We start from the raw sequence: 25,551 nt of genomic DNA, 5'->3' as shown, positions 1-25,551 counted from the left end.
ACTCTGCTACACTGGGTGACCCCATCAAGGGTGATCATAGGAAACGTTCTCAGTAGCATAGGAAGAGGTCAGCATGGCTCATGTGCATTCTCGTCAGCAGGAAGTCAGTAAGAAAGACCCTCTTGATGAAAGCGCCGCTAAGCCAGCTGGCCTTTTTTCATCTCAAAAGCACCGTAACAAACTATCTATAACACTGCTCTTAACTGCGACAGTCTTTATTGCAGAAGTTGTAGGTGCCATACTTACTCAAAGTTTGGCACTTTTTGTGGATGCTGGTCATATGCTTACGGACATATCTGTTCTTACTGCATCAACAGTGACTGCTATCTTAATGCAGCGCAAGCCGACATCGAGGCGAACTTGGGGCTGGGCTAGGCTTGAGGTTCTTACAGCTGCTGGTGGTGCTGTTGTGCTTTTGATTGTGGGAGTATATGCCCTAATTGAGGCAGTTATTAGGATTGCTGGTCCTGGCGGTACCGAGGTGCATGACCCTAGCCTTTTACTGTTTTTCGGATTATTGGGTTTGGTTGCTAACCTCCTGTCGCTACTGACCTTACATGGACAGCACAACGACAATATGAATATGAAAGCAGCCTTCCTTGAGGTTCTGAATGATGCGATGGGGTCAGTAGCTGTAGTTATTTCTGCAGTGGTGATGTTGTGCACAGGTTGGGGTGCGTTTGATGCAATAGCTGGTGGACTTATCGCTCTGCTGATGATTCCTAGAGCTATATCCCTGTTGGTTAGTAGTGTAAAGGTGCTTCTGGAAGAAGTGCCGTCTGGCCTAGACTTGCAGCAGGTCCGCCGGCACCTGCAAGAAGTTCCTGGTGTGGAGGAAGTGCATGATCTGCATGCCACTACTGTGGCAACAGGATTGCCCGAGCTGTCTGCCCACGTGAGGGTTCGAGGTGGAACTACGATGGAACAGGCTGAAGAAATTTTGCATCTTATGCAAGTGTGTCTGCGTGAACATTTCCCGGTAACGGTAGAACACACAACCTTTCAGATTGAAACGCAAAATTATGGCAAAACGTCGCAAGAGCATTTAGAAATGTGAGGGTTTCTTCTTTTGTTGCATTCATGGTGACTGCTGGAAGACTGTCAGATTCGCCGTAAGACTGTGACAACTTTTCCCATAATTGTGGCATGAGTTCCGTCGATAGGGGAGTATGCAGGATTGTGTGGCATAAGCCAAATGTGCCCCCCCTCCTTGCGTAGGGTTTTAACAGTAGCTTCGTCGTCTAGGAGGGCTGCAACTATGTCACCGTTTTCGGCTTCATGTTGCTCACGGACCACTACATAATCGCCGTCGCAGATAGCAGCTTCAATCATCGAATCACCGTGAACTTCCAGCATGAAGAGCTGCCCTGAACCAGTGAGTCGTTCGGGTAACCTCATGACATCGTCAACGTGCTGTTCGGCTGTTATTGGCTGACCAGCAGCTATGCGTCCAACTAATGGAATGTCGTTGGAATCCTCCAGCATATTGCTAGCACCAGAGTAAGTCTGTGGAAAATCGATAACAATAGAGCTATGTCGCTCATTATCCTTTGTCTGAGAACCCTCTACAAGTTCTATAGCACGGCCTTTGTTAGCATTGGTGCGAATGTATCCCAACTCTTCGAGAACTGCCAATTGATGTTTAACAGAGGAGGGACTTTTTAATCCTGCTGCCTCTCCAATTTCACGATATGAAGGAGCAAAGCCGTTATTGTTGAGATGGGCACGGATAGCGTCTAAGACTTGCTGCTGCCGCTTGGTTAATTGTTTGGTACTTGTAGGACCAAGATCCTTGTTGCTGCTCTCTGGCCCTGTAAAGGGGATGGTGCCCACGGGGACTCCTTTCGTTATAAGCAACAGTATAGCGAAAAAAAAGTAAAAAACAAACAAATGTTCGAATGGGGCTTGCAATTGATCTGATGTTGTGCCAATATAGAACATATGTTCTATAGAACAGGTGTTCGAAGGGAGATGGCTGATGAGTATAGCGATGTATACACCGGGTCGTATGGATCGGACAACTTCAAGGACCAGGTATGTGAACTCTGTGGTTCGTAATAAGGAAAAGTTGCCTGCAAAAGTTAGTAAAACGACTCTTACTACAAAAGGTAAGATCATTATTGCATTGCTAGCAGTTAGTGTGGGCGTTATTGGTTCGAATGTCATTGGTACTAGCAGTTCTCACACTGATATGAGTGTTCAAGAAGTCACAAGTTACACAGTTCGTCCCGGAGATAACTTGTGGACGTATGCACAGATGGTAACGCCTGAAGGAGGAGATGTCTCTTACAGTGTTGATCGACTCATGAAGCTCAATAATCTGAATACACCCGTATTGCAGGCTGGACAGAGGATAGTCGTACCAAAATGCTGAATCAAGTCAATTCTGACGTGGCCTATCTTCTCTTTCGTTGGAAGACAGGCTATTATCGATTACTATGCATTGTCCTTTCTGCCAGAACTCAGACACTAAAGTGGTTGATACGCGTATTAGTGACGATGGTTATGCCATTCGTCGGCGTCGGGAATGTCCTATATGTAACCATCGGTTCACGACGATTGAAACCTCTGCTTTGATGGTTACCAAGCACTCTGGTAACAGTGAACCGTTTAATAGGGATAAAGTAGTTTCGGGAGTCCGAAAAGCCTGCCAGGGGAGACACATAGAGGAAGATGCCCTGAAACAGTTAGGTCAGCAAGTTGAAGAAGATTTGCGCTCACGTGGTCTAGCTCAAGTCGATTCAGAGGAAGTCGGCAAGGCAATTTTGAGACCTCTGCGCAAGCTAGATGAAGTGGCGTATCTACGGTTTGCTTCCGTTTACCAGAACTTTAATGGATTGGAAGATTTCCAGAAGGCTATCGACGATCTCAGAGCTGAAGATCTTTCGGACAAGTGATCAGAGGCGTTTGTTAGAGATCGAGATCTCATTAATCATGTTGTTTCAACTATGACTAGGCGTTGTGTGGGTCTTGTCATAGCTACATATATATCTGAGGCTCCTACGAGCCGTGAAGGTGCATTTTCTGCTATACGTTCTGGGTCCACTAGCACCACAGCATCAAATTCTAATCCTTTGGTACCTTGTGCACTGGTGACAACAATTTGCTTGTCCCAATCTTCTTGGTTGGTTACGATTTGCGTAGCCTTTTCGCCTGCAAGCTTTCGATATTGTGCCATAACGCTGTCTCGTAAGCTTGTGATTAGTTCTTGAGTGCAAATCAGGGCAATGCGCCCACTGCCGTCAGCATGAATGAATTCTTGAGCAAGGTCAGCTCCAGCATGTCCTGCTGCGTTTATGCATGCTTCTTCTGTTGTAGTTTGGATTCGCTGTACCGAATTATTAACTGCACGCACAGCCTTGACTGTGGAAATATGAAGGCCTTCTGATCGGGCAACAGTAGATGCTAATTCAGATACCTCCTGCGGATTTCGGTAGTCAATGGTGAGTTCGTTTAAGTCCCAGCCGTCTTCCCCGAACAGCTGGTTCATGGTCTTGGTCCAAGACCTAGTGCCACCCAAGGCTGATGTTTGCGCAATATCACCTACGATGGTAAAGGACCTGGACGGACAGCGACGGATCAGCATACGCCAATCCATAGCTGTTAACTCTTGAGCTTCATCAACAACAATATGTCCGAATACCCATTCACGGTCTTCTGATGCTCTCTCAGAAGCGTCCTGGCTGTCGAGACCATTGATATTGTCAAGAAGCATCTGAGAGTTGATGAGACCATTTCCTATGCCGTTTTGAGCTAGGGTATCTCGGGCAAATTGATGTTCTTCGGCTCGGCGTGCTGCTTGTGCTGTTTGCTGATCCATTTGATGAGGGTCGGGTCCCAGGAGTTCCATTGCTTCGTCAATAAGTGCTATGTCTGATGTGGTTATGGGTGAACCTTTTGGTTTGGTTAGGGATTCGATATCTGTTGGTGTGAGCCACGGGGCCAATCGAGATAACAGCGCTGGGTGTGACCAGAGGTTATCGAGAAGCCACAGTGGTTCCATAGGCAGCCAAGCTAGGTTAATGGTTTTGCGTATCTTGTTGTTCATTCGTATGAGCGAGCGTACCCGGGAAAGCTCATCCGGCTCGGGTGAGTAATTGAGCTGGTTGGTGTAGCGGTTCAGTAAAGACTGAAGGACTGAACTAGCAAATGTCTCTCGTGCCTTGTTATGAGGCTGTCTGGTTCGGTGGGCATCGCTAAGAGCTTGCTGTATATCTACCTTCAGCATAGGTACAGTGACGCCATCGATTGAGACTACAGGTAGGTCTGAAGGTACTCGTTCGCGTGTTCGCACAGCGGAGGCTATAACTGAAGCCATCCGTGAGTCACCCTTGAGTCGGGCCACATGTGGTGCATCTGTAGCTTTTGCTGTGACGCCAGGAATAAGATTGCTGATAGTCCTGCTTAAGACACCTGTTTCGCCTAGTGATGGCAGTACCTGATCGATATAGCGTAAGAAGCTACTGCTGGGTCCAATAATCAGCACTCCTGAACGTTCAAGAACGGACCGGTGTGTGTACAAAAGATAAGCCGCCCTGTGTAGGGCAACAGCGGTTTTGCCTGTACCCGGTCCGCCTTGAACTACGACGGCGTGACCGAGATCGGAGCGTATGATACGATCTTGCTCCGCTTGGATTGTTGAGACTATATCGGTCATTTTACTGGTGCGGCTGCTAGATAAACTGGCTAATAGGGCCCCTTCACCGGCCAATGTACCCTGGTTGGCAGCTCGTTCCACCTGAGAAGAGTTCAGGTCGAGAACTTCATCTTCTACGCTGACGACTGTTCTAAAACTCAGGCCTATGTGCCTGCGCATGGTTATGGTGCCGTGGTTTGAAGCGGTAGCCTCGTAAAAGGGGCGGGCTGCTTCAGCGCGCCAATCAGTCAAAATAGGCTCGTGAGACTCATTTGATAGACCTATTCTTCCAATATACTGACGGCTGCTGTCTCGATGATCCAAGCGTCCAAAGACTAGTCTGTCTTCAACGGCACGCAACTGAGTGAGTCGATCTTCGTACAAACTGGCGAAAGAATCACGTTCGGTACGTTGTGTTGGTGATCCATGAGAGCCGGTTGCTCGTACTGCGTCCAAGCGACTGCGGGTTTGTGTCCGTAAATCGTCCAATCGACCGTAAGCGCGGTCTACTGCACCTTGTTCTTCCTGTAACTGTGAGGAGTAGGTCGACATAGGTTTTTGTCCGTTCCCGTGAATCGCAAATACTAGTAAAACTAGGCACTTAACTATATCGCAGACCAGCTACTAGATCTGTTTGTGCTTTTGCTGAGGTCTATTTCTAGTCTTCACGAAGGTCAAGGAAGTAAACAGGGGTTCAGATTGTGCAAGCAAGAGTGAATATTCTATAAAAAACCTATTTTAGGGTGATATGTGGTGATAAGTGGGGTAGAGTGGAGTGTGGCGTTAAAAATGCTGTAACCGGAATGAAGCTTGTAGTGCTGGTAGGGAGGTGACGATGGTAGACGATCTGCAGAATCTGGCATCGGTTCCTCCTGTACAAGCTCAATCGGATGGGGCAGCGGGTGACCAGCAATGTAGTATGCCTCCCTTACTGCTGGGTACTTATACTCCCAAAATGGACACCAAGGGGCGCATGGCTTTACCTGCAAAATTCCGTAGTCGGCTAGGAGCGGGCTTAGTGATGGCTCGAGGACAGGAACGCTGCGTATACCTGTTACCAGTTGACGAATTCCGTAGGATAGCTGTTCAAATCCAACATACTTCTATGGGGAACAGGGCAGCTCGAGAGTATCTACGAATCTTCCTATCTGGTGCAGTGGACCAAGAGCCTGATAAGCAGGGGCGTGTGCTGGTGCCACCCATGCTGCGTGACTACGCCCACCTCGATCAAGAAGTTGTTGTGATTGGTGTGGGTACCCGTGCGGAAATCTGGGACAAGGCTGCTTGGCAGTCATACTTGGAGAGTAACGAGCAGGTGTATTCGGACATAACTGATGACGTTCTTCCGGCGGTGGACTTTTGATGGATACGCAATTGCAGAGTACTGAGAAGCGGCGTGAGCACTTAAACCGCCTGCAAAATATCCACAAGCCTGTTCTTTTGGATGAATGTGTTCATCTGGTAGTACCTGCTGCTAGTCAGCCTGGATCTTGGATTGTTGACTGCACAGAAGGCCTGGCAGGACACACGACTGCTTTTCTCAAAGCCGCCCCAAACGCTCGGGTATTGGGAATTGACCGCGATCGAGAGGCTTTGAGTTTAGCTCAGGAACGGTTGCGGGAAGAAGGTTTGGAAGACCGCTTCTTACCAGTTCATGCCCCGTTTGATCAGTTCGAAGCCATTCTTGCTGATGTCGGAATCAGCCAGGTAAGCGCTGTGTTCATGGACTTAGGCTTGTCGAGTTTGCAAATCGATGAGCGTGACCGTGGTTTCTCATATAACCAGGACGCACCATTGGATATGCGGATGGACAGTGGGCAAGAACTCACAGCGGCCTATGTGGTAGCTACCTACTCGTGTGAAGACCTTACTAGAATCTTCAAAACTTATGGTGAAGAGCGGTTTGCTAATAAGATTGCTCGCAAGATTGTTGAGGTTCGTGAAAAGGAACCACTAACATCTTCGGCCCAGCTCAGTGCTTTGGTTGACCAGTGTATTCCTCGATCTCACAGGGCTCCTGGTAATCCGGCAAAACGGGTCTTTCAGGCTCTGCGCATTGAAGTTAACGGCGAACTCGACAAATTGGTGTCTACTCTGCCTCAAGCTGCTGCTCACTTACAAGTTGGCGGACGGTTGGTTGTGGAGTCATACCACTCTCTGGAGGATCGTGCCGTTAAACAATTTATGGCTTCAGGATTGCGAGTAAATCTACCTCCAGGATTACCGGTCATCCCCGAGCAGGCCCAGCCATTTTTTGCAGATCTTACTCACGGGGCTCTCAAGGCCAGTCCTGAGCAAGTAACTGATAATTCTCGGTCTGCTTCCGTGCGATTGAGAGGTGTGGAATTGACTCGGACAATTCCTGCTCATCGTGTCCAGCTCTGGCGTACGGAAGCAGTTCAACACACTCATAGGCAGCATTTGGAAAGGAGAAGAGCATGAGTTCAGTAGCTCGTTCTGTCCGTTCAAAAACGGCACCAGACAAGCGAAGGCCAGCTCGTCAATCGGAAGCACGTCGCCCACAGCTGAGTGTGGTTCAGGGTGGTCGTGAATCGACGAACGCTGTGACCGGCAATCTGGGGCAACGGGCTCGTGGGGTAGTAGAGTGGGCAAGTGCGCAGTCAACTCCACTCATCCACTTTGTCTTGGCATTTAGTTTCCTCATTGCTTGCCTACTGGGGTCGCTTCTTTTACGGACACAGATGGTTCAGCACTCATTCGAGGCTAGTTCTGTACAGAAGTCAATTAGCCAGTTGACTCAAGATGTGCAGGACGATCAGAATAGGTTAGATGAACTGCAGGCGGCTTTACCTGAAAAAGCTCAGAAAATGGGCATGGTACCGCAGCAGGGTACTAACTCAGTTGACTTGCAGGGTTATCGGTCTATTGATCACAAGCAGGTAGGAACTCCACAGGTTCCACCAAAGCAGCCAGCTGATAGCAACCCCATGCAGTCACTGTCAAGCTCCGGAGGGGGACAGCGTTGAGTAATAAGCGGCGGAACGCTAAGAAGGGTACAAGTAATGACAGTCTGGTTACCTTTGCTCAGCGTTCTACGGTTATTGCTGTGATTTTGTCTCTCGTGGCGGTTGTTGCTCTCGGTAAGCTCGCATGGATTCAGCTCTTCGACGGGAGCAGCACAGCTGAGGCTGCGACCAAAAGTAGGACTGTTCCTCGTACCTTGCGAGCGCAGCGAGGTCGCATTCTTGATGCTAACGGCATGGTTTTAGCTCAAAGTCTAGAACGGTATACTATCGTAGGTTCTCCAAAGGCAGCTGGCGACTTTGTTCCTGTCGCATGCACCCAACAGACCAAGCGGTACTGCCATGAAATTAATGGAAAACCACTGGGGGTTAGTGGTCCAGCAGCCGTTGCTCGTTTACTTGCTCCAGAGCTAGGTTTGAATGCTATGGAGCTTGGGGCCCAACTGAGTGGCAAAGGCAGCTATGTCATTATTAAAAAAGATGTCACCCCACAGGTAAAGAGGTCAATCGACAAACTTAATCTCGCTGGTGTTATATCTGCAGAACTGAGCAACCAGCGTTCATATCCTCATGGTGATCTTATGGGATCGCTCATTGGTGGAGTGGATGCTACTGGAAAAGGCGTAGCAGGTATTGAATATATGGAAAACGGTCTTCTTACCGGTAAAGATGGGTATGAAATCTACCAGCAGGGTGGTCAAGGCCAACAAATTCCCGGAACAGAAACACAGTCGAAGCAGCCAGTAAACGGGAAGGATGTACGACTGACTATTGATGGTGATGTACAGTGGTATGTTCAGAAAGCCTTGGCAGATGGTAAGGCGACCTATCAAGCTGGATGGGCAATGGCTGTAGTTCAGGACTGTGCGACAGGGCAGATTATTGCCTTGGCAGATACTGAGAACCGTTCTGCTGGAAGTGTAGAAGCGAAGATGAATCCTCCGTTAGTGGTTACGCAAACTTTTGAACCTGGTTCGATTGGTAAAACAATTACACTTTCCGGTATGCTGCAAGAGAATGTCCGCCATATGACAGATCAGTTCACTGTGCCAGATCACCTGAAGTTTGATGGACAAGAGTACCGCGATGCCAACAATCACAAGCCAGAACGTTGGACTATGGCAGGAATCCTACAAAATTCTTCAAATGTCGGTATGGTAATGGCAAGTGATAAGTATACGGACCAGATGAGGTACGATTACTTGACAAAATTCGGTATCGGGCAACCTTCAGGTTTGGGTTTGCAAGGAGAATCTCGAGGTTTGTTGACGAGTCCTCAGGCATGGGACCGTCGTACCCGTAACACAGTTTTGTTTGGCCAGGGGTATGCAACAAATGCAATTCAACTCACCAATGCAATCTCCACAATTGCCAATAAAGGTGTACGCAACTCGCAAAGCCTCATTAAAACGGTCACTGATGTTGATGGTAAAACGAATCAGGAAACTGCGAAACAGCCAGTTCGAGTTATTGATGAGCAAGTTGCTGGTCAAGTAATGAATGGTATGGAGTCAGTTGCCGAGAAGTTCAAAAATGTGGCCTCAGTTGATGGTTATAGGGTAGCATCAAAAACTGGAACGGCTGAGGTGCCTGGTAAGAACGGCGGGCTGACATCAATTGTGAGCGATTGGTCGGGCATAATTCCTGCTGATAATCCTAGATTTGTGGTTACCGTAGTGATGAAGGATCCGCAGGGTACCTTCGGAGGTTTAACAGCAGGTCCTGTATTTGCACAAATTGGTGAATTCCTTATGCAGAAATATGAAGTGCCACCCTCGTCGCCTCGCACAGATGCTATTCCTGTTGAATGGTGATTAGAATGAGTGACACAGAGCAAGGCAAACGAGTAGCCGAGCAGAAGCGTTTGCTCCCGTCTCAGGAAGAGGTGGAAGTATGAGCGCGTTGAGCGAGTCAATTTCTCAGCGAATGACTCTAGGCTATTTGCGTAGTCACTATGGTCTCAAGCTAGTTCCCAATTATGCTGAAGAGGTTACTATCACTTCTTTTGTCGATGATTTGGCATCTGTGAGGCCTGGGTCACTGTACCTACCTTTTTTAAGGGACATAGATACTAAAACGGACCAGCTACGTTTAGCTCTAACAGAAGGAAGCCAAGGTATTAGTGATGATACTGAGTCTTCTCATGCAGCCGAGACAGACTTAGGTGATAGTCACGACGCCATTGACTCTATGCCGGGTGCAGAAGATGTGTCAAACATACTTCGGCAGGCTGAGTTGCGTGGGGCGTATGCAGTACTGCTGCCCCCAGAAATAGCTAAACGTTATTCAGGTGAACTGAGTATACCGGCGTTAGTTGGTGATTTAGATGCCGCAAAGTTAGGTCAGGTCCTTTCGAAAGCAGCTGGCGATCCTTCGGCTTCTTTAGCAGTTTTTGCTCTTGTTGGTGAAGATACTAGTGCAGCTGCTGAGCAGTTAGCTGACTTTCTACATACGCTCGGCAATCCTGTTGGATTGCTGAGTAAGCACAAACTCACCTCTCTTGACAGAAGCTTAGACATGGAAGTGCCATTGAACATGTTTGACGTGCAGCGAGCCTTGTCCGTCTGTTTGGAAGATGGTGCAGCTGCGGTTGTCATTGCTGTTGATAGTGCAAGCATGCAGGCCGATGCTCTACAAGGTGTCCACATTGACGTTTTAGGTGTGCCAGCAGGTCAAGAACAGCATTCCCGGGCAATAGGTCCTGTTGGTCGCTTACATGAGATGCGGCATAATCGTCTCAATTCTGTGGCCCGGCATTATGGCTTTGCACTCAGCTCGCAATTACAGGTGGCACACCCCTCAGATATGACTGATGAAATAGCAAGGCAGACTATGCATAGCGATGATCCTTCCCAAACAGAGGAGCTTTCCTTGAACATAGCGATGACAATGGCTGCAGGCGTTAAACGTAGTCATATTCGTAGTGCTCTTGAGGCTTCGCAAGAGTTGACATGAATGGAACATTGAGACTAGTTCTCCTATTTTGTGATGAATGATAAGGAACTCTTCCTCCTCTAAATGAAGGAATAGGCACGTACGAGAGGTGAAAATGGTAGAGGCTAAACGGCCAGGAATGATACCTGTGAGTCTAACGGAAATAGCGCAGGTGACCTATGGTCGGATGCTGAAGCAGGCAACTGCGATTCATGATCGTGATAACACGGACGTACTTGTCCATAGTGTCGTTACTGACTCCCGACAGGCGCAAGACGGTTCATTATTTGTGGCTATACCAGGGGAGCATGTGGATGGTCATGATTTTATCGAGACAGCTGCCAAACAGGGCGCTTGTGGAGCTCTAGTTGACCACATCGTTGAACATGTGTCTCTTCCACAGGTAGTCGTAAACGATACAGTGAAAGCATTGGGGCTTTTGGCAGCCCACAATCTCGAACGACGACGGGCTCTGCCTACCCCGTTTGAAGTTGTTGGTATCACCGGATCTGTGGGAAAAACGACGACTAAAGACTTGCTAGCAGCTATGCTTAGAGAACTTGGTCCAACGGTGGCTCCAATTGGTTCGTTTAACAATGAAATAGGGTTGCCCCTAACTGCACTCCGAGTCAATGAGTCTACTCGCTTTCTAGTGGCAGAAATGGGTGCCAGTCAAGTGGGAGATTTGGCTTACTTGACTTCGATTGTGCCTCTGGACATAGCGGTTGAGCTCAAAGTTGGTGTAGCACACTTGGGTGTCTTCGGTTCTGTGGATCGCATAGCACAAGCCAAGAGCGAACTCATCACAGGACTGCTGCCGGGAGGCATCAGCGTCCTCAATGCAGATGATGAGCGGGTAGCAGCAATGGACAAACTGGCTCCAGGGCGGGTGCTGTGGTTCGGCCTCGCTGATGGTAGCAGACCTCAGCAGCAGCTAGATATGAGTGCAAGTAACATTCGTACTGATGATGCAGACCATCCCAGTTTTCAGCTTTTAGCAGCGGGGGAGTCAGCTGTAGACAGCAAACTCAACATCAGCGGTGTTCATAATGTTGTCAACGCGTTGGCCGCCGCTACTGTGGCTCATGAATTGGGCCTATCAACTGAGCAGATTTCACAAGTTCTCTCAGATGTTGGTTTCGTTAGTCCGCATAGGATGGCTATCAGTCATGTAGATGTGGAAGACGTTGAATTTACACTCATTGACGATTCTTTTAATGCGAATCCCGATTCCATGAAGGCCGGTCTTACGGCTTTGTCGACATGGGGAAACGCCGAAGATAAGACGCAAGACAGTACCTATCGAATTGCTGTACTGGGGGGAATGCTCGAGCTAGGCGAGCAGACTCTGGCTTTGCATCGTGATGTTGGTGCATACTGCGCTCAATTGAATGTGGATGCGTTAGTGGCTGTTGGTGGCAGGCGGGGTGAGCTTTCAGTCATGGCACAAGCTATGGTAGAGGGTGCTCAGGTGCAGGTTGGTGGAGAGGCTGGGAATTCAGCAGCTCTAGCACTATTCCAAGCCGCAGATACAGATGAGGCAGATCAGATAGTGCGTAAGCTGGCCAGTGAACATCCCGGAAGTGTGGTCTTGCTCAAGGGGTCGCATTTCTCTGGTCTATGTAACTTGGCTGAGCGTTGGCAGGGCAAAAGATTTGGAGTAACAAGGTGATTTCCCTCATCATAGGCATCGTCATCTCGCTGATCGTTTCTTTCGGTGGTACGCCGTTACTGATACACATACTGCAACGCCGTCATTACGGGCAGTATATCCGTCAAGACGGTCCTAAGTCGCATCAGATTAAGCGTGGAACACCGACAATGGGGGGACTCATTATCAACCTAGCTATCGTATTAGGTTGGTTGGGGTCTGCCTTGTATAGGTATTTCGCCCGGGGTGATAAGCCATCTCAGTCGGCCATGCTGGTGTTGTTTGCGATGCTATCCATGGGATTGCTGGGTTTTATTGATGACTTCATTAAAGTTACCAAAAAACAAAATCTGGGTCTATCGGTTGCAGGTAAGTTTATTGGTCAGTTCATTTTGGCAACAATATATGCAGTCTTAGCGTTGTTGTTACCCACTAAAACAGGCTTCCCTAGTGCTCAAGCGGGTATTTCGTTTGTGGAGCAACCAGTCATTTCTTTCACATTTGCCGGTAAAGCCGTTGCTATCATTCTTTTCGTTCTCTGGGTTAACCTGCTCATGACAGCCTGGAGTAACGCTGTCAATTTGACTGATGGTCTAGATGGTCTAGCTTCGGGTTCTTCGATGATAGCCTTCACTGGGTATATTCTCATAGCATTTTGGGAGTCCTACCACCTCAAAGGTGCTGGTCACGCTGGTCATGCTTATGCTGTTTCAGATCCCTTAGATCTGACAATTATTGCCTGCTGCGCAGCAGTAGCTTGTTTTGGTTTTTTGTGGTACAACACTAATCCAGCCTCTATTTTTATGGGCGATACCGGTTCGTTAGCTCTAGGAGGACTTTTTGCTGCCCTTTCTATAGCTACTCATACTGAGCTGTTGGCGGTTATCATGGGAGGGCTGTTTGTAATGGAAACATGCTCTGATGTCATCCAGGTGGGTTTCTTTAAACTAACTCACAAAAGGGTCTTTAAGATGGCACCAATCCACCATCATTTTGAGCTTTTGGGATGGCCTGAGTCAAAGGTCGTGGTTCGGTTTTGGATGATTGAATTAATCTTTGTCCTCATAGCAGTTGTTCTCTTCTATGTGGATTGGCTGGCGCGTTCTGGTATGGCTTTGTGAGGATTGGGTAGCGTACGCTAGTGAAATGAGTCAGAGGCTGCAAGGAGCAGTAATGAATCTGGATATGACTGATAAGCGGGTGTTAGTCGCCGGCCTGGGTGTGTCGGGGAAGGGCGTAGTAAAGGCCTTGCAGGGTCAAGCTCGCTCGGTAACTAGCGTCGATGAACAAAGTGAGCAAGCAGACCTGCACTCTTTTGATCAGATAAACTGGTCGCAGATAGATTCGGTGGTTGTTTCACCTGGTTTTAATCCTCGTACATCGTTTATTCGTACAGCTCAGAAACTCAATATCCCTGTGTTGAGTGAGGTTGAAGCTGCTTGGCAGTTGAGGGTTCCAACTCTCCGCACGGGTAATCCAGCTCCATGGATTGGTATTACTGGAACTAACGGTAAGACATCAACTACTCAGATGACGGCAGCTATGATGTCAGCAGCAGGTTGGGATGCTCCAGCTGTGGGTAATATCGGTCAAGCGGTGTCGCAGGCTGTAGTGGATCCTCTTCACGATGTGCTGTGTGTCGAGTTAAGTTCGTTTCAGCTCCATTTTACCCAATCGCTTGCTCTGGAATGTGCTGCTATAACTAACCTAGCAGCTGACCACTTGGACTGGCATGGAGGCTTTGAATCATACATAGAAGATAAGGCTAAAGTGTATCATGGTGTTCAAAAGGCATTAGTATACAATGCTGACGATCCAAGAGTAAGTGCGTTGGCTGCGGCTGCTTCCACTGCTCCTGGTTGCTTGAACATTGGATGTACCCTGAGCGAACCCAAGGCAGGGCAAATAGGTGTGAGTCAGGGTTGGATAGTTGACCGCAGTGGTGTAGCTGGTAACGAGTTCGGTCAGCTCGAAAGAATTATACCTATCGAACAGTTGCATGGTTTAAGAGAGCCAAACGGGCATCTATATCCTCATCTTCTCGCTGATGCTTTGTGTGCTTTCGCACTTGCTCTTGGAGCGGGAGCCGACAGAGTGGCGGCCTGCAAAGCTATAGAGTCATTTAAGCCTGGTGATCACAGAATTGAAACAGTAGCGCAAATCGGGCAAGGTGATCAAACAATTCGTTTTGTTGACGATTCTAAAGCTACTAATGCGCATGCTGCACAAGCTTCCCTTGCCAGTTATGAACCGGGATCAGTTGTTTGGATTGCAGGAGGATTGTCAAAGGGTTCTCGCTTCGATCAGCTTATTGCTTCTCAAGCATCTCGTCTGGCAGCAGTCGTCGTTCTTGGAATCGATCCGGAGCCGGTAGTGGAGGCTTTGCAGGAGCAGGCTCCTCAAGTGCCATATACTCGGGTGGAGCCCGAACCTGCAAGTAGTCTTATGGAACGTACTGTTGCCGCCGCCGCAGCGTACGCTCGTCCAGGTCAGGTGGTGCTGTTGGCACCTGCCTGTGCATCTATGGACCAGTTCACGTCGTACAAGCAACGCGGTCAGCTCTTTGCACAAGAAGCACAAAGGTGGGTGAGTGATCATGAGAATCATTGATCGAGACAATGGTCGCAAACCGCGTTCTGCTTCTTCGCGGGATCAGCAACGAAACAATCAATCATTGGTAGATGTATCTCGTGGACAGAAGCAAAGAGTCCGGGGAAAACGTTCCAATTCATTGCCATCGAAACAAGCGCATACGTCATATCAAGGCATCCGGGCGCTTCTCAATCCTCTGTGGTGCTATTACGGTTTTATTACTGCTATCGCGGCTTTGACGGTTTTTGGTTTGATGATGGTATTCTCAAGCTCGGCCGTTGATATGGTCGCTCAGGGCAATTCTCCATGGTCTCAAGCCATCAGGCAGTGCATCTATTGCCTGGTAGGTTTCGTCATGGCAGGAATTGCTGTGTTTATACCAGCTGCTCTGTATCGAAAGTTCAGTACTTTTTTTCTGTGGTTCGGTCTGTTCATGCAACTGCTTACATTTACACCATTAGGCCGTTCAGCAGGAGGTAATTCGGGCTGGATTTTTATTGGAGGCATTTCCCTACAGCCGGCAGAGATTTTGAAATTAGCTTTATGCATATGGCTTCCTGCCATGCTCATCGAATCTCAGCAAGCTCAAAAAATCGGTGAAGGTTTAAAGGCTTATTGGAAACCTGCTCTCGGTTTCATGGCGGCTTTCGGGCTGATTATGATGGGTAAAGATTTAGGAACCGACATGATCATAGTCATCATAGGCTTAGTGGCGTTTTTCGTGAGTGGTTTCCCACTTAAGTGGTTCCTTACTGCTGCCGTGCTTGGTCTTTCAGGCATAGTCGGTTTTTTTGTTGTGGGTTCTGGTAACCGTATGCAACGCATCTTGGCTGCATATGGGCAGTGCTCCAGTGATGACCTGCAAGGGGTGTGCTATCAGTCTGTACATGGGTTGTATGCAATGGCTTCTGGTAGATTGACTGGCGTCGGTTTAGGGAATTCTCGAGAAAAATGGAATTACCTACCAGAAGCACACAATGATTTTATATTTGCAGTCATTGGTGAAGAAATGGGCTTTATTGGTGCAGCCTTGGTAGTCCTGGCTTTCTTGGCAGTTGGTTGGTGTATGTTGCGTGTGGCCTTAACGACTCCTGACCACTACGCTCGAATCGTGCTTATATGCTTAGCTTCGTGGATTGTTGGTCAAGCGTTAATCAATATTTGTGTAGTTTTAGGTCTTTTGCCAGTTATTGGACTGCCGCTTCCATTTGTTTCTGCCGGAGGTACGGCATTGGTACTGTGTTTGACTGCAGCAGGCGTTGCGGTGCAGATGATGCGGACACATCCAGATATACAAGCCGCAGTCTCAAGTCATTAACAGCAATGTTTTACATACACATTGACGGGTTCGCAGGCTATGCTCTAACCGAGATAATAGTTAAAGGAGCATCATGACAATGGCTGCAGCTGACGTTCGTATTGTTTTAGCTGGTGGTGGCACAGCAGGGCATGTAAATCCACTACTCGCAGTGGCAAAAGCTATTGAGGTGCAGTGTCCTACAGCAAAAGTTTCTGTTACTGGGACCGCGGAAGGACTGGAAGCTCAACTAGTGCCCCAAGCAGGTCTAGAGCTTGACACTATTGACAAGTTACCATTTCCTCGGAAGCCAACATTAGATGCTTTGTACTTTCCTAGACGTTGGCAACAGCAGGTTCAAAGAGTTACAAGTATTTTGCGCAAAAGACAAGCAGATATCGTAGTTGGTTTCGGCGGATACGCTTCAGCGCCTGTGTATTGGGCTGCACATCAGCTGGGACTGCCTATTGCTGTGCATGAGCAGAATGCTAAAGCTGGAATGGCTAACAAGCTAGGTGCCCGGTGGGCTAGGTATGTGGGGACGGCTTATGAGGGCACCGGCATCAAGGTTAGGGATGGTGCACAGATTGAGCGTGTTGGCTTGCCATTGAGGCCAGCTATAGCCCAACTGAGTCAACAACTTACGACTTCCCCTGACGAAGCAAGACGTCATGGGGCTGTCAGGCTGGGACTCGACCCTGACCGTCCGATACTTCTTGTTACTGGGGGATCTTTGGGGGCTGCAAGTTTGAACAGGGCGATTGCTGCTGCTGCTAAGCCCTTACTGGGTGTTTGTCAGTTAGTGCATTTAACGGGACATGGTAAGGATGAAGCTGTGAGATCAGAGGTTGTTGGGCAACTGGGGCCTCATGCTGTTAATGATCTGAATCCGGCACACCTTGGAGCGGGAGATTATCATCTCGCTGCATACCTCGAGCGTATAGATTTGGCTTTTGCCTGTGCTGATGTAGTGGTTTGCAGGTCAGGAGCAGGAACCGTTTCGGAATTGACAGCTCTTGGCTTGCCTGCGGTTTATGTGCCTCTACCTATAGGTAACGGTGAACAACGGTTTAATGCTGAGCCAGTAGTTGCTGCTGGAGGGGGCATGTTAGTTGCTGACCAGGATTTGACCTGTGAATGGGTAAGCGAACAACTGCCGGCCCTCATATCTAACCAATCTAAGATGAAAAGTATGGGGCAAGCTGCTTGGAAGTATGGCATTCGTGATGCTGCTCAAGTCATGGCGCAGCGTGTCCTCGAGATAGCTTAGCGTTTGAACTCTCACATAAGCTGCTGCAAGATGTCAGGCTTGTAAGCGTTCGTAGCACAAAGACGATAGACACTGTTTGCTAAGGCTGTTCCGGTGCATAATGGAATACAGAAAGACGATGAGGAGATTGCTGTGTCCGACTTGCAAGTCCATACTTCCGTAGCTGCTACCACTACGCAGACAGAAAAGCTAGATCCGCAGAAAGATGTGTTTGCGGGCTGGGATCGACCTCTCTTGGATTTAGGTCACACTCATTTTGTTGGTATTGGTGGGGCTGGTATGAGCGTTCTTGCTGAAATGCTCAATGAAGCTGGTCTGACGGTAACTGGATCAGACCAACAAGAGAACGCTCAAACTCGCAAAATGCAAGATCTAGGAATCCCTGTCGTCATAGGTCAATCTGCTAGCAACGTGCTGAATGCTCAGACGGTTGTCTGGTCATCAGCGATTAAACCAGATAACCCTGAAATAGTAGCAGCTCGCAAGCAGGGATCTGTTCTTGCTCATCGCTCCGATATTTTGGCACTGTTGTTAGCTTCACATACGGGTGTCACTGTAGCTGGTGCTCACGGTAAGAGCACGACCAGTGCTTTCTTGGCACATATTTTGCGCTTAGCTGGTACAGGAGATTTGGCAGACCCATCGTATGCCATCGGAGCTTCTATCCAGTCTCCCCAGGGTGTCCAGGATGGAGGACATTTAGGAAGCGGGCAAGTACTGGTGGCTGAAGCTGACGAGTCAGATGGCTCTTTTGAAAAGTATCACCCTTCGATTGCTATTATTACTAATGTTGAAGCTGATCATTTAGACCATTACGGTAGTTCTGAGGCTTTTCTTCGAGCATTCACTGAGCACGCTCGTCACGTTCAAGATAGCGTCGTAATCTGTGGGGATGATCAGGGTTCTCGTAGACTTCTACAAGCGTTACGGCATGACTGCCCTGCGCGAGTAGTTGTATATACTACTGCTAGTGAAACAGAAATTGATGAAGCTGGCTGGGATGTTTGGGCACATGTGGTCCGTATTACTTCCGAGCGGGAGAGCAGTGGTTCAGGTAGGGAACATTTCCGTCTTGAACTGCCGGTTGACTTGGTAGAGCAACTAGGCTTTGATAGAGAACACGATAGCGTCACAGTAGGTCTTGCGGTTCCAGGTATTCATAATGCTCGCAATGCCTCTGCGGCTATAATTGTGGCCACCATACTAGGTGTAGAGCTCCAGGCTGCTGCTGCTGCTGCGTCATCTTTTCTCGGTGCATCACGGCGCTTTGAAGTACAAGGAGAGGAACGAGGGGTAGGGGTAATAGACGACTATGCCCATCATCCTACTGAAATCGCCGCCCTGTTGTCCGCGGCCCGTAGGCGGTACCCTGAAGCTCACATTCATGTGCTCTTTCAGCCACATCTTTTCTCGCGAACGCAAACGTTTGCCAGAGATTTTGCAAGGGCTCTTAGTGATGCGGATGATGTTATTATTACCAGCATTTATCCAGCCAGGGAGCGAGCGAGTGACTTTCCTCGCGTGAGTGCACAAACGATCGTTGATGCCTATCATGACGTGTGCAATGAGCAGAAGTTGCTGGATGAGAGTTCACAGCCTATACCGATGGTGGCAGTTGATAATATGACTGACGCTGCTCGCCAGCTGGCTGATAAGGCAGCCAGTGGTGATGTTATTTTGACAGTGGGGGCAGGTGATGTTACCCAGATGGGTCAGGTTATTTTGGAACGACTCCGGTCTTCTGGGCAGGAATTCATATCTACAGAAGGCTTATCTGAAACTCACAGGAATCTCAGCAAATGAGCCGCAAGATTGTAAGTTCCCGGCGCTCAACGACTCCAGCCGATAATAGTTGGCAGAAGTCTGGAAGGAAGACGACCTCAACTAGGGCCGAAGCAGCAAGAACAGCTGCTGGGCGTGGTATCCGCAGTTCTGAACAGCATGCGGACAAATCACCTGCAAATACTTCAAAGCGTCCTATCAAGGATCAGCAATCTCAATCTCATACATTTTCTAAACGGAAATCAGCTGCTGGTACTAAGAAATCACTTAAGCAGGTTGACAGGAAGCATCCAAGAACTGTAGCTGGCAGAACAGGGCAAAGAAGCAGTGTTAGACTTTCTGATACACATGCAGGATCCCGAACTCGTTCTGCCTCCGGTGCTTTTGTTGATGCACGAGCCCTTCAAACGGACGAAGCAGTTTTGAAGAGAACGTCTGATGATGGTGTCCCATCTATAGACGTATTTGTAAAGCCCAAAGTTGTAGATTTTAAAGCCCGTCTCGAGGAACGTAAACGAGCTGACATGCAGGCTTTAGTGGTTCGCTGGTCAATGGCTTTGATGGTTGTTCTTGTGATTACTGCCATGATTTGGGGCCTGTGTTTCTCTCCTGCATTACTCCTTCAAGGTCAGCAGATAGTGGTTTCTGGTGGCAATGAATGGGTATCAAATCAACAAGTATCGACGATCGTTAAACGAGAAGAAGGCAGATCGCTGCTGCTCATCTCGTCTTCGGATATCGAGCGTGACATGGGTGCATTGCCTGGTGTAACGCAGGCAAAAGTGACTAAGCATTTTCCTCATGGGTTGGAGGTCACTTTCAAGGCACAAGAGCCAGCAGCTGTACTTAAAGCCGCGGATGGTAAGATTACCGCTGTGGACCGCGACGGGGGTGTTCTGAATACAGTTGGCGACCAGCCTAAGGGGATACCCCTCATCGAAGTTGGTACAGCAGAATCTGGAGTAAAAAATCGTGCCGTTCAACAGGCCCTTAAAGTCCTGTCTGCGCTCCCGGGGAGTATGCGCGCACGAATTTCTAAGGTCACTGCACAAACTCAGGATTCGGTGACTACTGAGCTTGATGGTGGACAAAGGATTGTTCTTTGGGGTGACGCCTCTGATCTTGCATTGAAGATAGCTGTGGTTGACAAAATCATCAACGATCCCACCAAGATTGCTGACAAACATCAAGTTGACGTTTCGGCTCCTATGCGACCAATTATTAAGTAATTACGACCACAGACCAACCGGCAGCTTTGCTGTTGTCAAGGTTGTTGTGACCTTTGCGTTTCGGCTGTGTCTAGGGAGATGGTAACTGGTCCGTCATTGAGCAGCTGAACCCGCATGTGGGCTCCAAAACGTCCTGTTTTTACTGGTATTCCGTAGGTGGATAGGGTTCTGTTGAAGTTATTCCATACCGTTTCAGCATGATCGGGTTTTCCAGCATTGTGGAAGCTGGGACGGTTTCCGTGCCTCGTGTCGGCATATAAAGTAAACTGTGAAATTGAGAGGATTTCGCCTGTTACGTCTATGACAGAACGGTTCATTCTGCCGTTTGTATCTTCAAAAATGCGCATATTGGCAATCTTGCGTGCGGCGTATGCGACCTCCTGTTCACCGTCTGCATTACTCACGCCTACCAGCAAAAGAAGACCACGATGTATCTCTTGTGGGTCGAAAGATTGATCTACTTGCCTGCTCATAGGGTCTACCACGTCCACGTTTGCCTGGCTAACCCTCTGTATAAGAACCTTCATAATTTCTTATTGTACGTGGTGCCCAAGCGATTGAACTGGGGTAAAGGAAGGGGCCATGTGTGTAGCTAATCGTTGATGGGTCTACGAACTCATAATTTGCCTAGGTGGCTGTACTAACAAAACGCCACCCCTGGTGTGAGGTGACGTTTCTTATATTGGTGGAGCTGCGGGGAATTGAACCCCGGTCCGGTGACCGTACTCCCAGTCTTCTACGTGCGTAGTCTGCTGGCCGTATGGCTATTTATCTGCCCCTGTCTATATCGCAGACAACTGACAGCTGGCATAGGTACAGTTAAAGTCCCTGGATTGCCCTGCAACTCAGCAATTCAAGCTAGCCTTCTTAATGACGCTCAGCTTCTCCCCAAAGGCAAAGGAGAGTGAACGGAGCCGTAGCTCGCTGGTTAATCCTGGTTTAAAACTCAGGCAGCGAGAGCGAACTCAGTGCGATTAGATTTAGCACTTAATTGTTGCGGGAGGACATTAACGAGCGGACCCCCGCGTTCTCGGCGCGCTTCCCTGTGACGAACAGATCACCGTCGAAACCGATCAGCCCCAATATTGAATTATCAAACCTACGGCATTACTGCCGAACTACTCATTATATCCTATATCTTCGACGGCGTAGGTAAAATTGAAATAGGATGGCACATCTTACCTTAAATAAAGTTGGGTGGACAGATGAAGACGCAACATATTATTGTTGTTCGCCATAATGAGCGTTGGCATGCAGAATGGAGCATTATTCGACGCAGGATCGTTTGGCGGTTCGAACAATCCGGAATTGCAGATTGTTTGGTGGCTGTGGAGCATGTTGGCTCAACGGCCGTTTGCGGATTGTGGGCTAAGCCAATTCTCGATGTGGACTTGGTGTATCGTACAACCGAAGATTTACCCTCCGTAATTGAAGCTTTGCAGGCTTTAGAGTATATAGATGAGGGGGACCTTGGTATAAAGAATCGTGAAGCGTTCACCTATAGGCAGCTACCTGGACTTATGGCGCACCATCTCTATGCCTGTCCGCAAAATTCGTCTGAATTGAATCGACATATCGTTTTTAGAAATTACTTACAGACACATCCGGAAGCTGTGGGGGAATATTCACGAGTTAAACGTGAAGCTGCACAACGTTATCCTGATGATATTGAAAACTATATGGCATACAAGGCTCCAGTAATAGAACACATATATCAGACTTGTGGCTTGCTCTAGTGGTGGGACCTGTAAAAACTACTGGATTGTCTCGTTATCAAACTGATGAAAGACACTTTTTGCCATTGTTGCCAGTTGCATTGAATGGATAATGCCAGTGTTCTCGCTCATACTGTTTCGTGTGGGGGGGCGTTTGAAGTGAGAAACATCTGAGGATAGGCTTGAGTGCAAGCTGCTTACGTGAACTATATACTTGTATGCCCGGTGGCGACTTCAAGGAGACAAGGTCGGGAAATTGTTGCTACAGATGCTGTTGTTGTGGATCAGTTGTGCTGCCATAGTGAACATGAGCGTACATGATGCATATAATTCAACGAATTGACAAATATAGTTCAATTATCTTACTATATCTCCTGGGGGAACTCTGTAAGTTCCCCTGAAACCATGTAATCATTGGTAGAGCAAAGGAGCAAGCCCATGGGGTTATGGGACATAGATAAGGTTGCATATGCGGGCAGGTCAGCGGACGTTCGGGAGGGACTGGCCTTTCGCTATTACGACAAAGATAGGGTAGTAGCTGGCAAGCCTATGAAAGATTGGTTACGTTTTGCCGTAGCTTGGTGGCACACGTTTAATCAGGGGCTAGTAGATCCTTTTGGGGACCCAACAGCTCAGCGTCCCTACTACCAGTACGCTGACCCCATGGATCAAGCCCTTGCAAAGGTCGATTATGCTTTTGAATTCTTCCAGAAACTCGGTGTGGACTTTTTCTGCTTCCATGATCGAGATATAGCTCCTGAAGGAGATACGCTTCGTGAGACCAATGCCAATTTGGATAGAGTTGTTAACAAGATCGAAAATCATATGAAGAGCACGGGAATTAAACTCCTGTGGAACACATCATCTCTGTTTACTAATGCCCGTTTCGAAGCCGGTGCCGGTACTTCTCCTTTTGCAGATATTTATGCATATTCAGGTGCCCAGCTCAAGCACTCTCTTGAGATCGGTAAGCAGCTGGGAGCTGAAAACTACGTGTTTTGGGGCGGCCGTGAAGGATATGAAAACCTGTGGAATACGCAAATGAAGCGTGAACAGGATCATGTTGCTGAACTCTTCCATATGTGCGTAGATTACGCCCATGAAATCGGGATGAATGCCCAATTTCTTATTGAACCGAAGCCGAAGGAGCCAACACTCCACCAATACGATTACGATGCAGCTACTACTATCAATTTCTTGCGCACCTACGATCTGCAAGATGACTTCAAACTTAATTTAGAAGGCAATCACGCTAATCTTGCCATGCATACTTACCAGCATGAGATCCGCCTTGCTCGGGAAGCTGGGTTCCTGGGTTCTCTTGATGCCAACCAGGGAGACAAGCTTGTAGGCTGGGACATGGACGAATTCCCCTCTGATTTGTATGAGACCACAGCTGTCATGTGGGAAGTGCTAGCGGCTGGTGGTATTGGACCTCACGGTGGTCTCAACTTCGACGCCAAGCCTCGTCGTTCTTCGTTTACTTGTGAAGATCTTTTCCGTTCGCACATTGTTGGAATGGATTCGTTCGCAGCAGGTCTCTTAGTTGCCGAGAAGATGCATGAGGATAAGTATATTGAGGACCTCCAAGCTCAGCGTTATGCCAGCTTTGACTCTGGAATTGGCAAAAGTGTTGAAGAGGGTACTGCCAGTCTAGCTGCTCTAGAGGAGTATGCAATCGATAAACCACAGTCTGAACTGCTTGCTGCTTGCAAGTCCGACCATTTAGAGTCTGTTAAGGCTACGATCAATAACTATATGATTGAGGCGCTATCTCAAGCCTGATAGTGGATAGGCTAAGTTTACAGTTTATATAAGCGTATGCAATGGAAGGCTCTCTAGCTATGGTAGGTCTAGAGAGCCTTCCTGCTGTGGTCTTTAACGACGCCAGTGTACATACTGCTCATATACTTCAGGGGTTGGTGAACCTGTCAGAACAGATTCAATATTGACAGGCCATTGTGGAGGATCTGGGTTTTGGGTTAATGCCCATGCGGCCTGGCGGGCTGCTCCGATCGCTACGTACTGATCGATTTGGGGGAGTTGCACATCCATACCAAAAATACCCGGTGCATATGCTCGCACTGCTGGAGACTGAACGCCGCCACCAACGAGTAAAATGCGTTTAATATCTGTGCCCAACCGTTTAAGTAGCTCTAGGCAGTCTTTTTGTGAACAAAGCAGTCCTTCAATGAAAGCTCTGGCTATATTAGCTCGATTGCTATTGGCTAAGGTCATGCCCTCTAACCGGCCTCTAGCTTGTGGACGGTTAGGGGTGCGCTCGCCATCAAAGTAGGGTATCAGTGTAATACCTTGTGCGCCCGGCTGTGATTGATTAGCGAGGGTGGCTAATTCCTCATAGCTGACCGCCAATGTTGCTCGGCCGGCGTCTAAGATACGAGAAGCATTGATGGTGCAGGCGAGGGGGAGCCAATGTCCCGTTGCGTCAGCAAATCCTGTGACGGCTCCAGTCATATCGTACGCTGGTACTGGACTGACTGCTGCTGCTACTCCTGACGTACCTAAAGATATAGAGACATCACCAACCTCCATCGATAGTCCCATAGCTGCCATGGCATTGTCGCCTCCGCCAGCGGCGATAAGGCAGCCGCCTGGAATGTTCTTGCCTGCTATGGAACTGTCGGCTTTACTGCCCACTTCATGAGGTTGAAGCACTCGAGGTAGATATACCTGTTGGGCTATGTCGTTGGGCAGGGCCATAGCTAAGAGGTCTCTCCGGTAACAATTATTGCTTGAATCGAAATAGCCTGTTCCGGATGCGTCAGAGCGGTCAGTAAAGAGTGAATGTAGCTCCACTCCCTGAGGGGGGTTGCTTGATCTGGGTCCGTGGCCGGCTATGCGCCAGCTGAGCCAGTCGTGGGGTAAGCAGACAGCAGCTATATGAGATACGTGTTCTGGTTCTTCTTGGTTTATCCAAGCTAATTTCGTTATTGTTAATGAGGCAACTGGACTTGAGCCCACAGCCTTGACCCAATGCTGTTTGCCTTCCAATGGATCAGCTGTCATATCAATGGCATCGGTGCTTGTGCCGGTAGGAACGTTCTTACCTATATTGAGAATCAGTTCTTCTGCCTGTGGTGCTGAACGAGTGTCATTCCAAAGTAACGCAGGCCGAATGACTTCACCGTCTTGGTCGAGTACAATCATGCCATGCTGTTGACCTCCGACGGCTATAGCAGAGATGTCGTCTAGGCCTCCAGCTTCGTGAGCTGCCTGGAGGAAGGCTTGCCACCAGGCTTCAGGATCCACTGAACTTCCTTCTGGGTGAGGAGCCTGTCCAAAGCGAACTAAAGCGCCAGTTTGAGCATCTGTAACCCGTACCTTGCAAGATTGGGTCGAGGTGTCTACGCCCGCAACCAGTATTTGCTTCATTGCACAACTCCCTATATCTGTTTTGGCTGGAGGAATATATGTCTAGTGTACTGGACAAGAACGATATT

21 protein-coding genes and 1 other RNA gene are annotated in these 25,551 nt (G+C 48.5%); 17 read left to right on the top strand and 5 right to left on the bottom strand.

Features of this window, described 5'->3' with window-relative positions; genetic code table 11:
- The first annotated feature begins 73 nt into the window (after positions 1-73).
- The gene (locus BOCO_RS06955) at positions 74-1,057 is read left to right on the top strand and encodes a cation diffusion facilitator family transporter (protein ID WP_094723580.1); all 984 of its coding nucleotides are present in this window, start codon (positions 74-76) and stop codon (positions 1,055-1,057) included.
- A gap of 44 nt (positions 1,058-1,101) precedes the next feature.
- Here BOCO_RS06955 and lexA read toward each other — a convergent pair whose 3' ends face one another.
- Positions 1,102-1,824: a transcriptional repressor LexA gene (lexA, locus tag BOCO_RS06950; RefSeq protein WP_244568795.1), complete on the bottom strand. Its 723-nt coding sequence runs from the start codon at positions 1,822-1,824 to the stop codon at positions 1,102-1,104.
- A 154-nt stretch (positions 1,825-1,978) separates the two neighbouring features.
- Here lexA and BOCO_RS07570 point away from each other — a divergent pair, with 154 nt between their 5' ends.
- Both BOCO_RS07570 and nrdR read left to right on the top strand, forming a co-directional pair.
- Entirely contained in the window at positions 1,979-2,374 is a 396-nt protein-coding gene (locus BOCO_RS07570; protein WP_244568783.1) for a LysM peptidoglycan-binding domain-containing protein, read from the top strand.
- A gap of 64 nt (positions 2,375-2,438) precedes the next feature.
- Positions 2,439-2,897 carry a transcriptional regulator NrdR gene (nrdR, locus tag BOCO_RS06940; RefSeq protein ID WP_094723576.1) on the top strand — a complete coding sequence of 153 codons (459 nt, stop codon included), beginning with the start codon at positions 2,439-2,441 and terminating at the stop codon, positions 2,895-2,897.
- A gap of 35 nt (positions 2,898-2,932) precedes the next feature.
- Here the strand turns inward: nrdR and BOCO_RS06935 are convergent, their stop codons facing one another.
- Entirely contained in the window at positions 2,933-5,188 is a 2,256-nt protein-coding gene (locus BOCO_RS06935; protein ID WP_094723574.1) for a HelD family protein, read from the bottom strand.
- Between the two features lie 367 nt (positions 5,189-5,555).
- Between BOCO_RS06935 and mraZ the strand changes: the two genes are divergently transcribed.
- The 12 genes from mraZ (at position 5,556) to BOCO_RS06875 (ending at position 20,375) form a co-directional block, all read left to right on the top strand.
- Positions 5,556-5,999: a division/cell wall cluster transcriptional repressor MraZ gene (gene mraZ / locus BOCO_RS06930; RefSeq protein WP_244568794.1), complete on the top strand. Its 444-nt coding sequence runs from the start codon at positions 5,556-5,558 to the stop codon at positions 5,997-5,999.
- The gene (rsmH, locus tag BOCO_RS06925) at positions 5,999-7,078 is read left to right on the top strand and encodes a 16S rRNA (cytosine(1402)-N(4))-methyltransferase RsmH (RefSeq protein ID WP_094723570.1); all 1,080 of its coding nucleotides are present in this window, start codon (positions 5,999-6,001) and stop codon (positions 7,076-7,078) included. Before mraZ ends, rsmH begins: the two co-directional genes overlap by 1 nt.
- The gene (gene ftsL, locus BOCO_RS06920) at positions 7,075-7,623 is read left to right on the top strand and encodes a cell division protein FtsL (RefSeq protein ID WP_244568782.1); all 549 of its coding nucleotides are present in this window, start codon (positions 7,075-7,077) and stop codon (positions 7,621-7,623) included. The genes rsmH and ftsL overlap by 4 nt, the downstream gene beginning before the upstream one ends.
- A gap of 44 nt (positions 7,624-7,667) precedes the next feature.
- The gene (locus tag BOCO_RS06915) at positions 7,668-9,434 is read left to right on the top strand and encodes a peptidoglycan D,D-transpeptidase FtsI family protein (protein ID WP_094723692.1); all 1,767 of its coding nucleotides are present in this window, start codon (positions 7,668-7,670) and stop codon (positions 9,432-9,434) included.
- 79 nt (positions 9,435-9,513) lie between these two features.
- A complete protein-coding gene (locus BOCO_RS06910) occupies positions 9,514-10,575 on the top strand; it encodes a hypothetical protein (RefSeq protein ID WP_094723568.1) in 1,062 nt (353 codons plus the stop codon).
- A gap of 118 nt (positions 10,576-10,693) precedes the next feature.
- Positions 10,694-12,226 (top strand): UDP-N-acetylmuramoyl-tripeptide--D-alanyl-D-alanine ligase, encoded by a 1,533-nt coding sequence (locus BOCO_RS06905; protein ID WP_094723690.1) that lies wholly within the window; start codon positions 10,694-10,696, stop codon positions 12,224-12,226.
- On the top strand, positions 12,223-13,326 hold the full coding sequence (gene mraY / locus BOCO_RS06900; protein ID WP_094723566.1) for a phospho-N-acetylmuramoyl-pentapeptide-transferase: 1,104 nt from the start codon (positions 12,223-12,225) through the stop codon (positions 13,324-13,326). Before BOCO_RS06905 ends, mraY begins: the two co-directional genes overlap by 4 nt.
- A gap of 52 nt (positions 13,327-13,378) precedes the next feature.
- Entirely contained in the window at positions 13,379-14,815 is a 1,437-nt protein-coding gene (murD, locus tag BOCO_RS06895; protein ID WP_094723564.1) for a UDP-N-acetylmuramoyl-L-alanine--D-glutamate ligase, read from the top strand.
- Complete coding sequence (locus tag BOCO_RS06890) at positions 14,802-16,115, top strand: peptidoglycan glycosyltransferase FtsW (RefSeq protein WP_094723562.1); 1,314 nt, start codon at positions 14,802-14,804, stop codon at positions 16,113-16,115. Before murD ends, BOCO_RS06890 begins: the two co-directional genes overlap by 14 nt.
- Positions 16,116-16,194: 79 nt before the next feature.
- Positions 16,195-17,364 carry a UDP-N-acetylglucosamine--N-acetylmuramyl-(pentapeptide) pyrophosphoryl-undecaprenol N-acetylglucosamine transferase gene (locus BOCO_RS06885; protein WP_094723688.1) on the top strand — a complete coding sequence of 390 codons (1,170 nt, stop codon included), beginning with the start codon at positions 16,195-16,197 and terminating at the stop codon, positions 17,362-17,364.
- 132 nt (positions 17,365-17,496) lie between these two features.
- The gene (gene murC / locus BOCO_RS06880) at positions 17,497-19,167 is read left to right on the top strand and encodes a UDP-N-acetylmuramate--L-alanine ligase (protein WP_420835411.1); all 1,671 of its coding nucleotides are present in this window, start codon (positions 17,497-17,499) and stop codon (positions 19,165-19,167) included.
- A complete protein-coding gene (locus BOCO_RS06875) occupies positions 19,164-20,375 on the top strand; it encodes a cell division protein FtsQ/DivIB (protein ID WP_094723560.1) in 1,212 nt (403 codons plus the stop codon). Before murC ends, BOCO_RS06875 begins: the two co-directional genes overlap by 4 nt.
- A 35-nt stretch (positions 20,376-20,410) precedes the next feature.
- On the opposite strand, the gene dtd is transcribed toward BOCO_RS06875, so the two are convergent.
- Together dtd and ssrA are read right to left on the bottom strand one after the other, a co-directional pair.
- Complete coding sequence (dtd, locus tag BOCO_RS06870) at positions 20,411-20,902, bottom strand: D-aminoacyl-tRNA deacylase (protein WP_094723558.1); 492 nt, start codon at positions 20,900-20,902, stop codon at positions 20,411-20,413.
- A 156-nt stretch (positions 20,903-21,058) separates the two neighbouring features.
- Positions 21,059-21,456, bottom strand: a transfer-messenger RNA (tmRNA) gene (ssrA, locus tag BOCO_RS06865).
- A gap of 124 nt (positions 21,457-21,580) precedes the next feature.
- Here ssrA and BOCO_RS06860 point away from each other — a divergent pair.
- On the top strand, positions 21,581-22,111 hold the full coding sequence (locus tag BOCO_RS06860; RefSeq protein WP_094723556.1) for a GrpB family protein: 531 nt from the start codon (positions 21,581-21,583) through the stop codon (positions 22,109-22,111).
- A gap of 417 nt (positions 22,112-22,528) precedes the next feature.
- Positions 22,529-23,875 carry a xylose isomerase gene (gene xylA / locus BOCO_RS06855; protein ID WP_094723554.1) on the top strand — a complete coding sequence of 449 codons (1,347 nt, stop codon included), beginning with the start codon at positions 22,529-22,531 and terminating at the stop codon, positions 23,873-23,875.
- 93 nt (positions 23,876-23,968) lie between these two features.
- On the opposite strand, the gene BOCO_RS06850 is transcribed toward xylA, so the two are convergent.
- On the bottom strand, positions 23,969-25,483 hold the full coding sequence (locus BOCO_RS06850) for a xylulokinase (RefSeq protein ID WP_094723552.1): 1,515 nt from the start codon (positions 25,481-25,483) through the stop codon (positions 23,969-23,971).
- Positions 25,484-25,551 lie beyond the last annotated feature (68 nt).

The organism is Bombiscardovia coagulans, assembly GCF_002259585.1.
In the GTDB taxonomy this organism is placed as follows: domain Bacteria; phylum Actinomycetota; class Actinomycetes; order Actinomycetales; family Bifidobacteriaceae; genus Bombiscardovia; species Bombiscardovia coagulans.
This window is presented reverse-complemented; position numbering and strand designations above follow the sequence as displayed.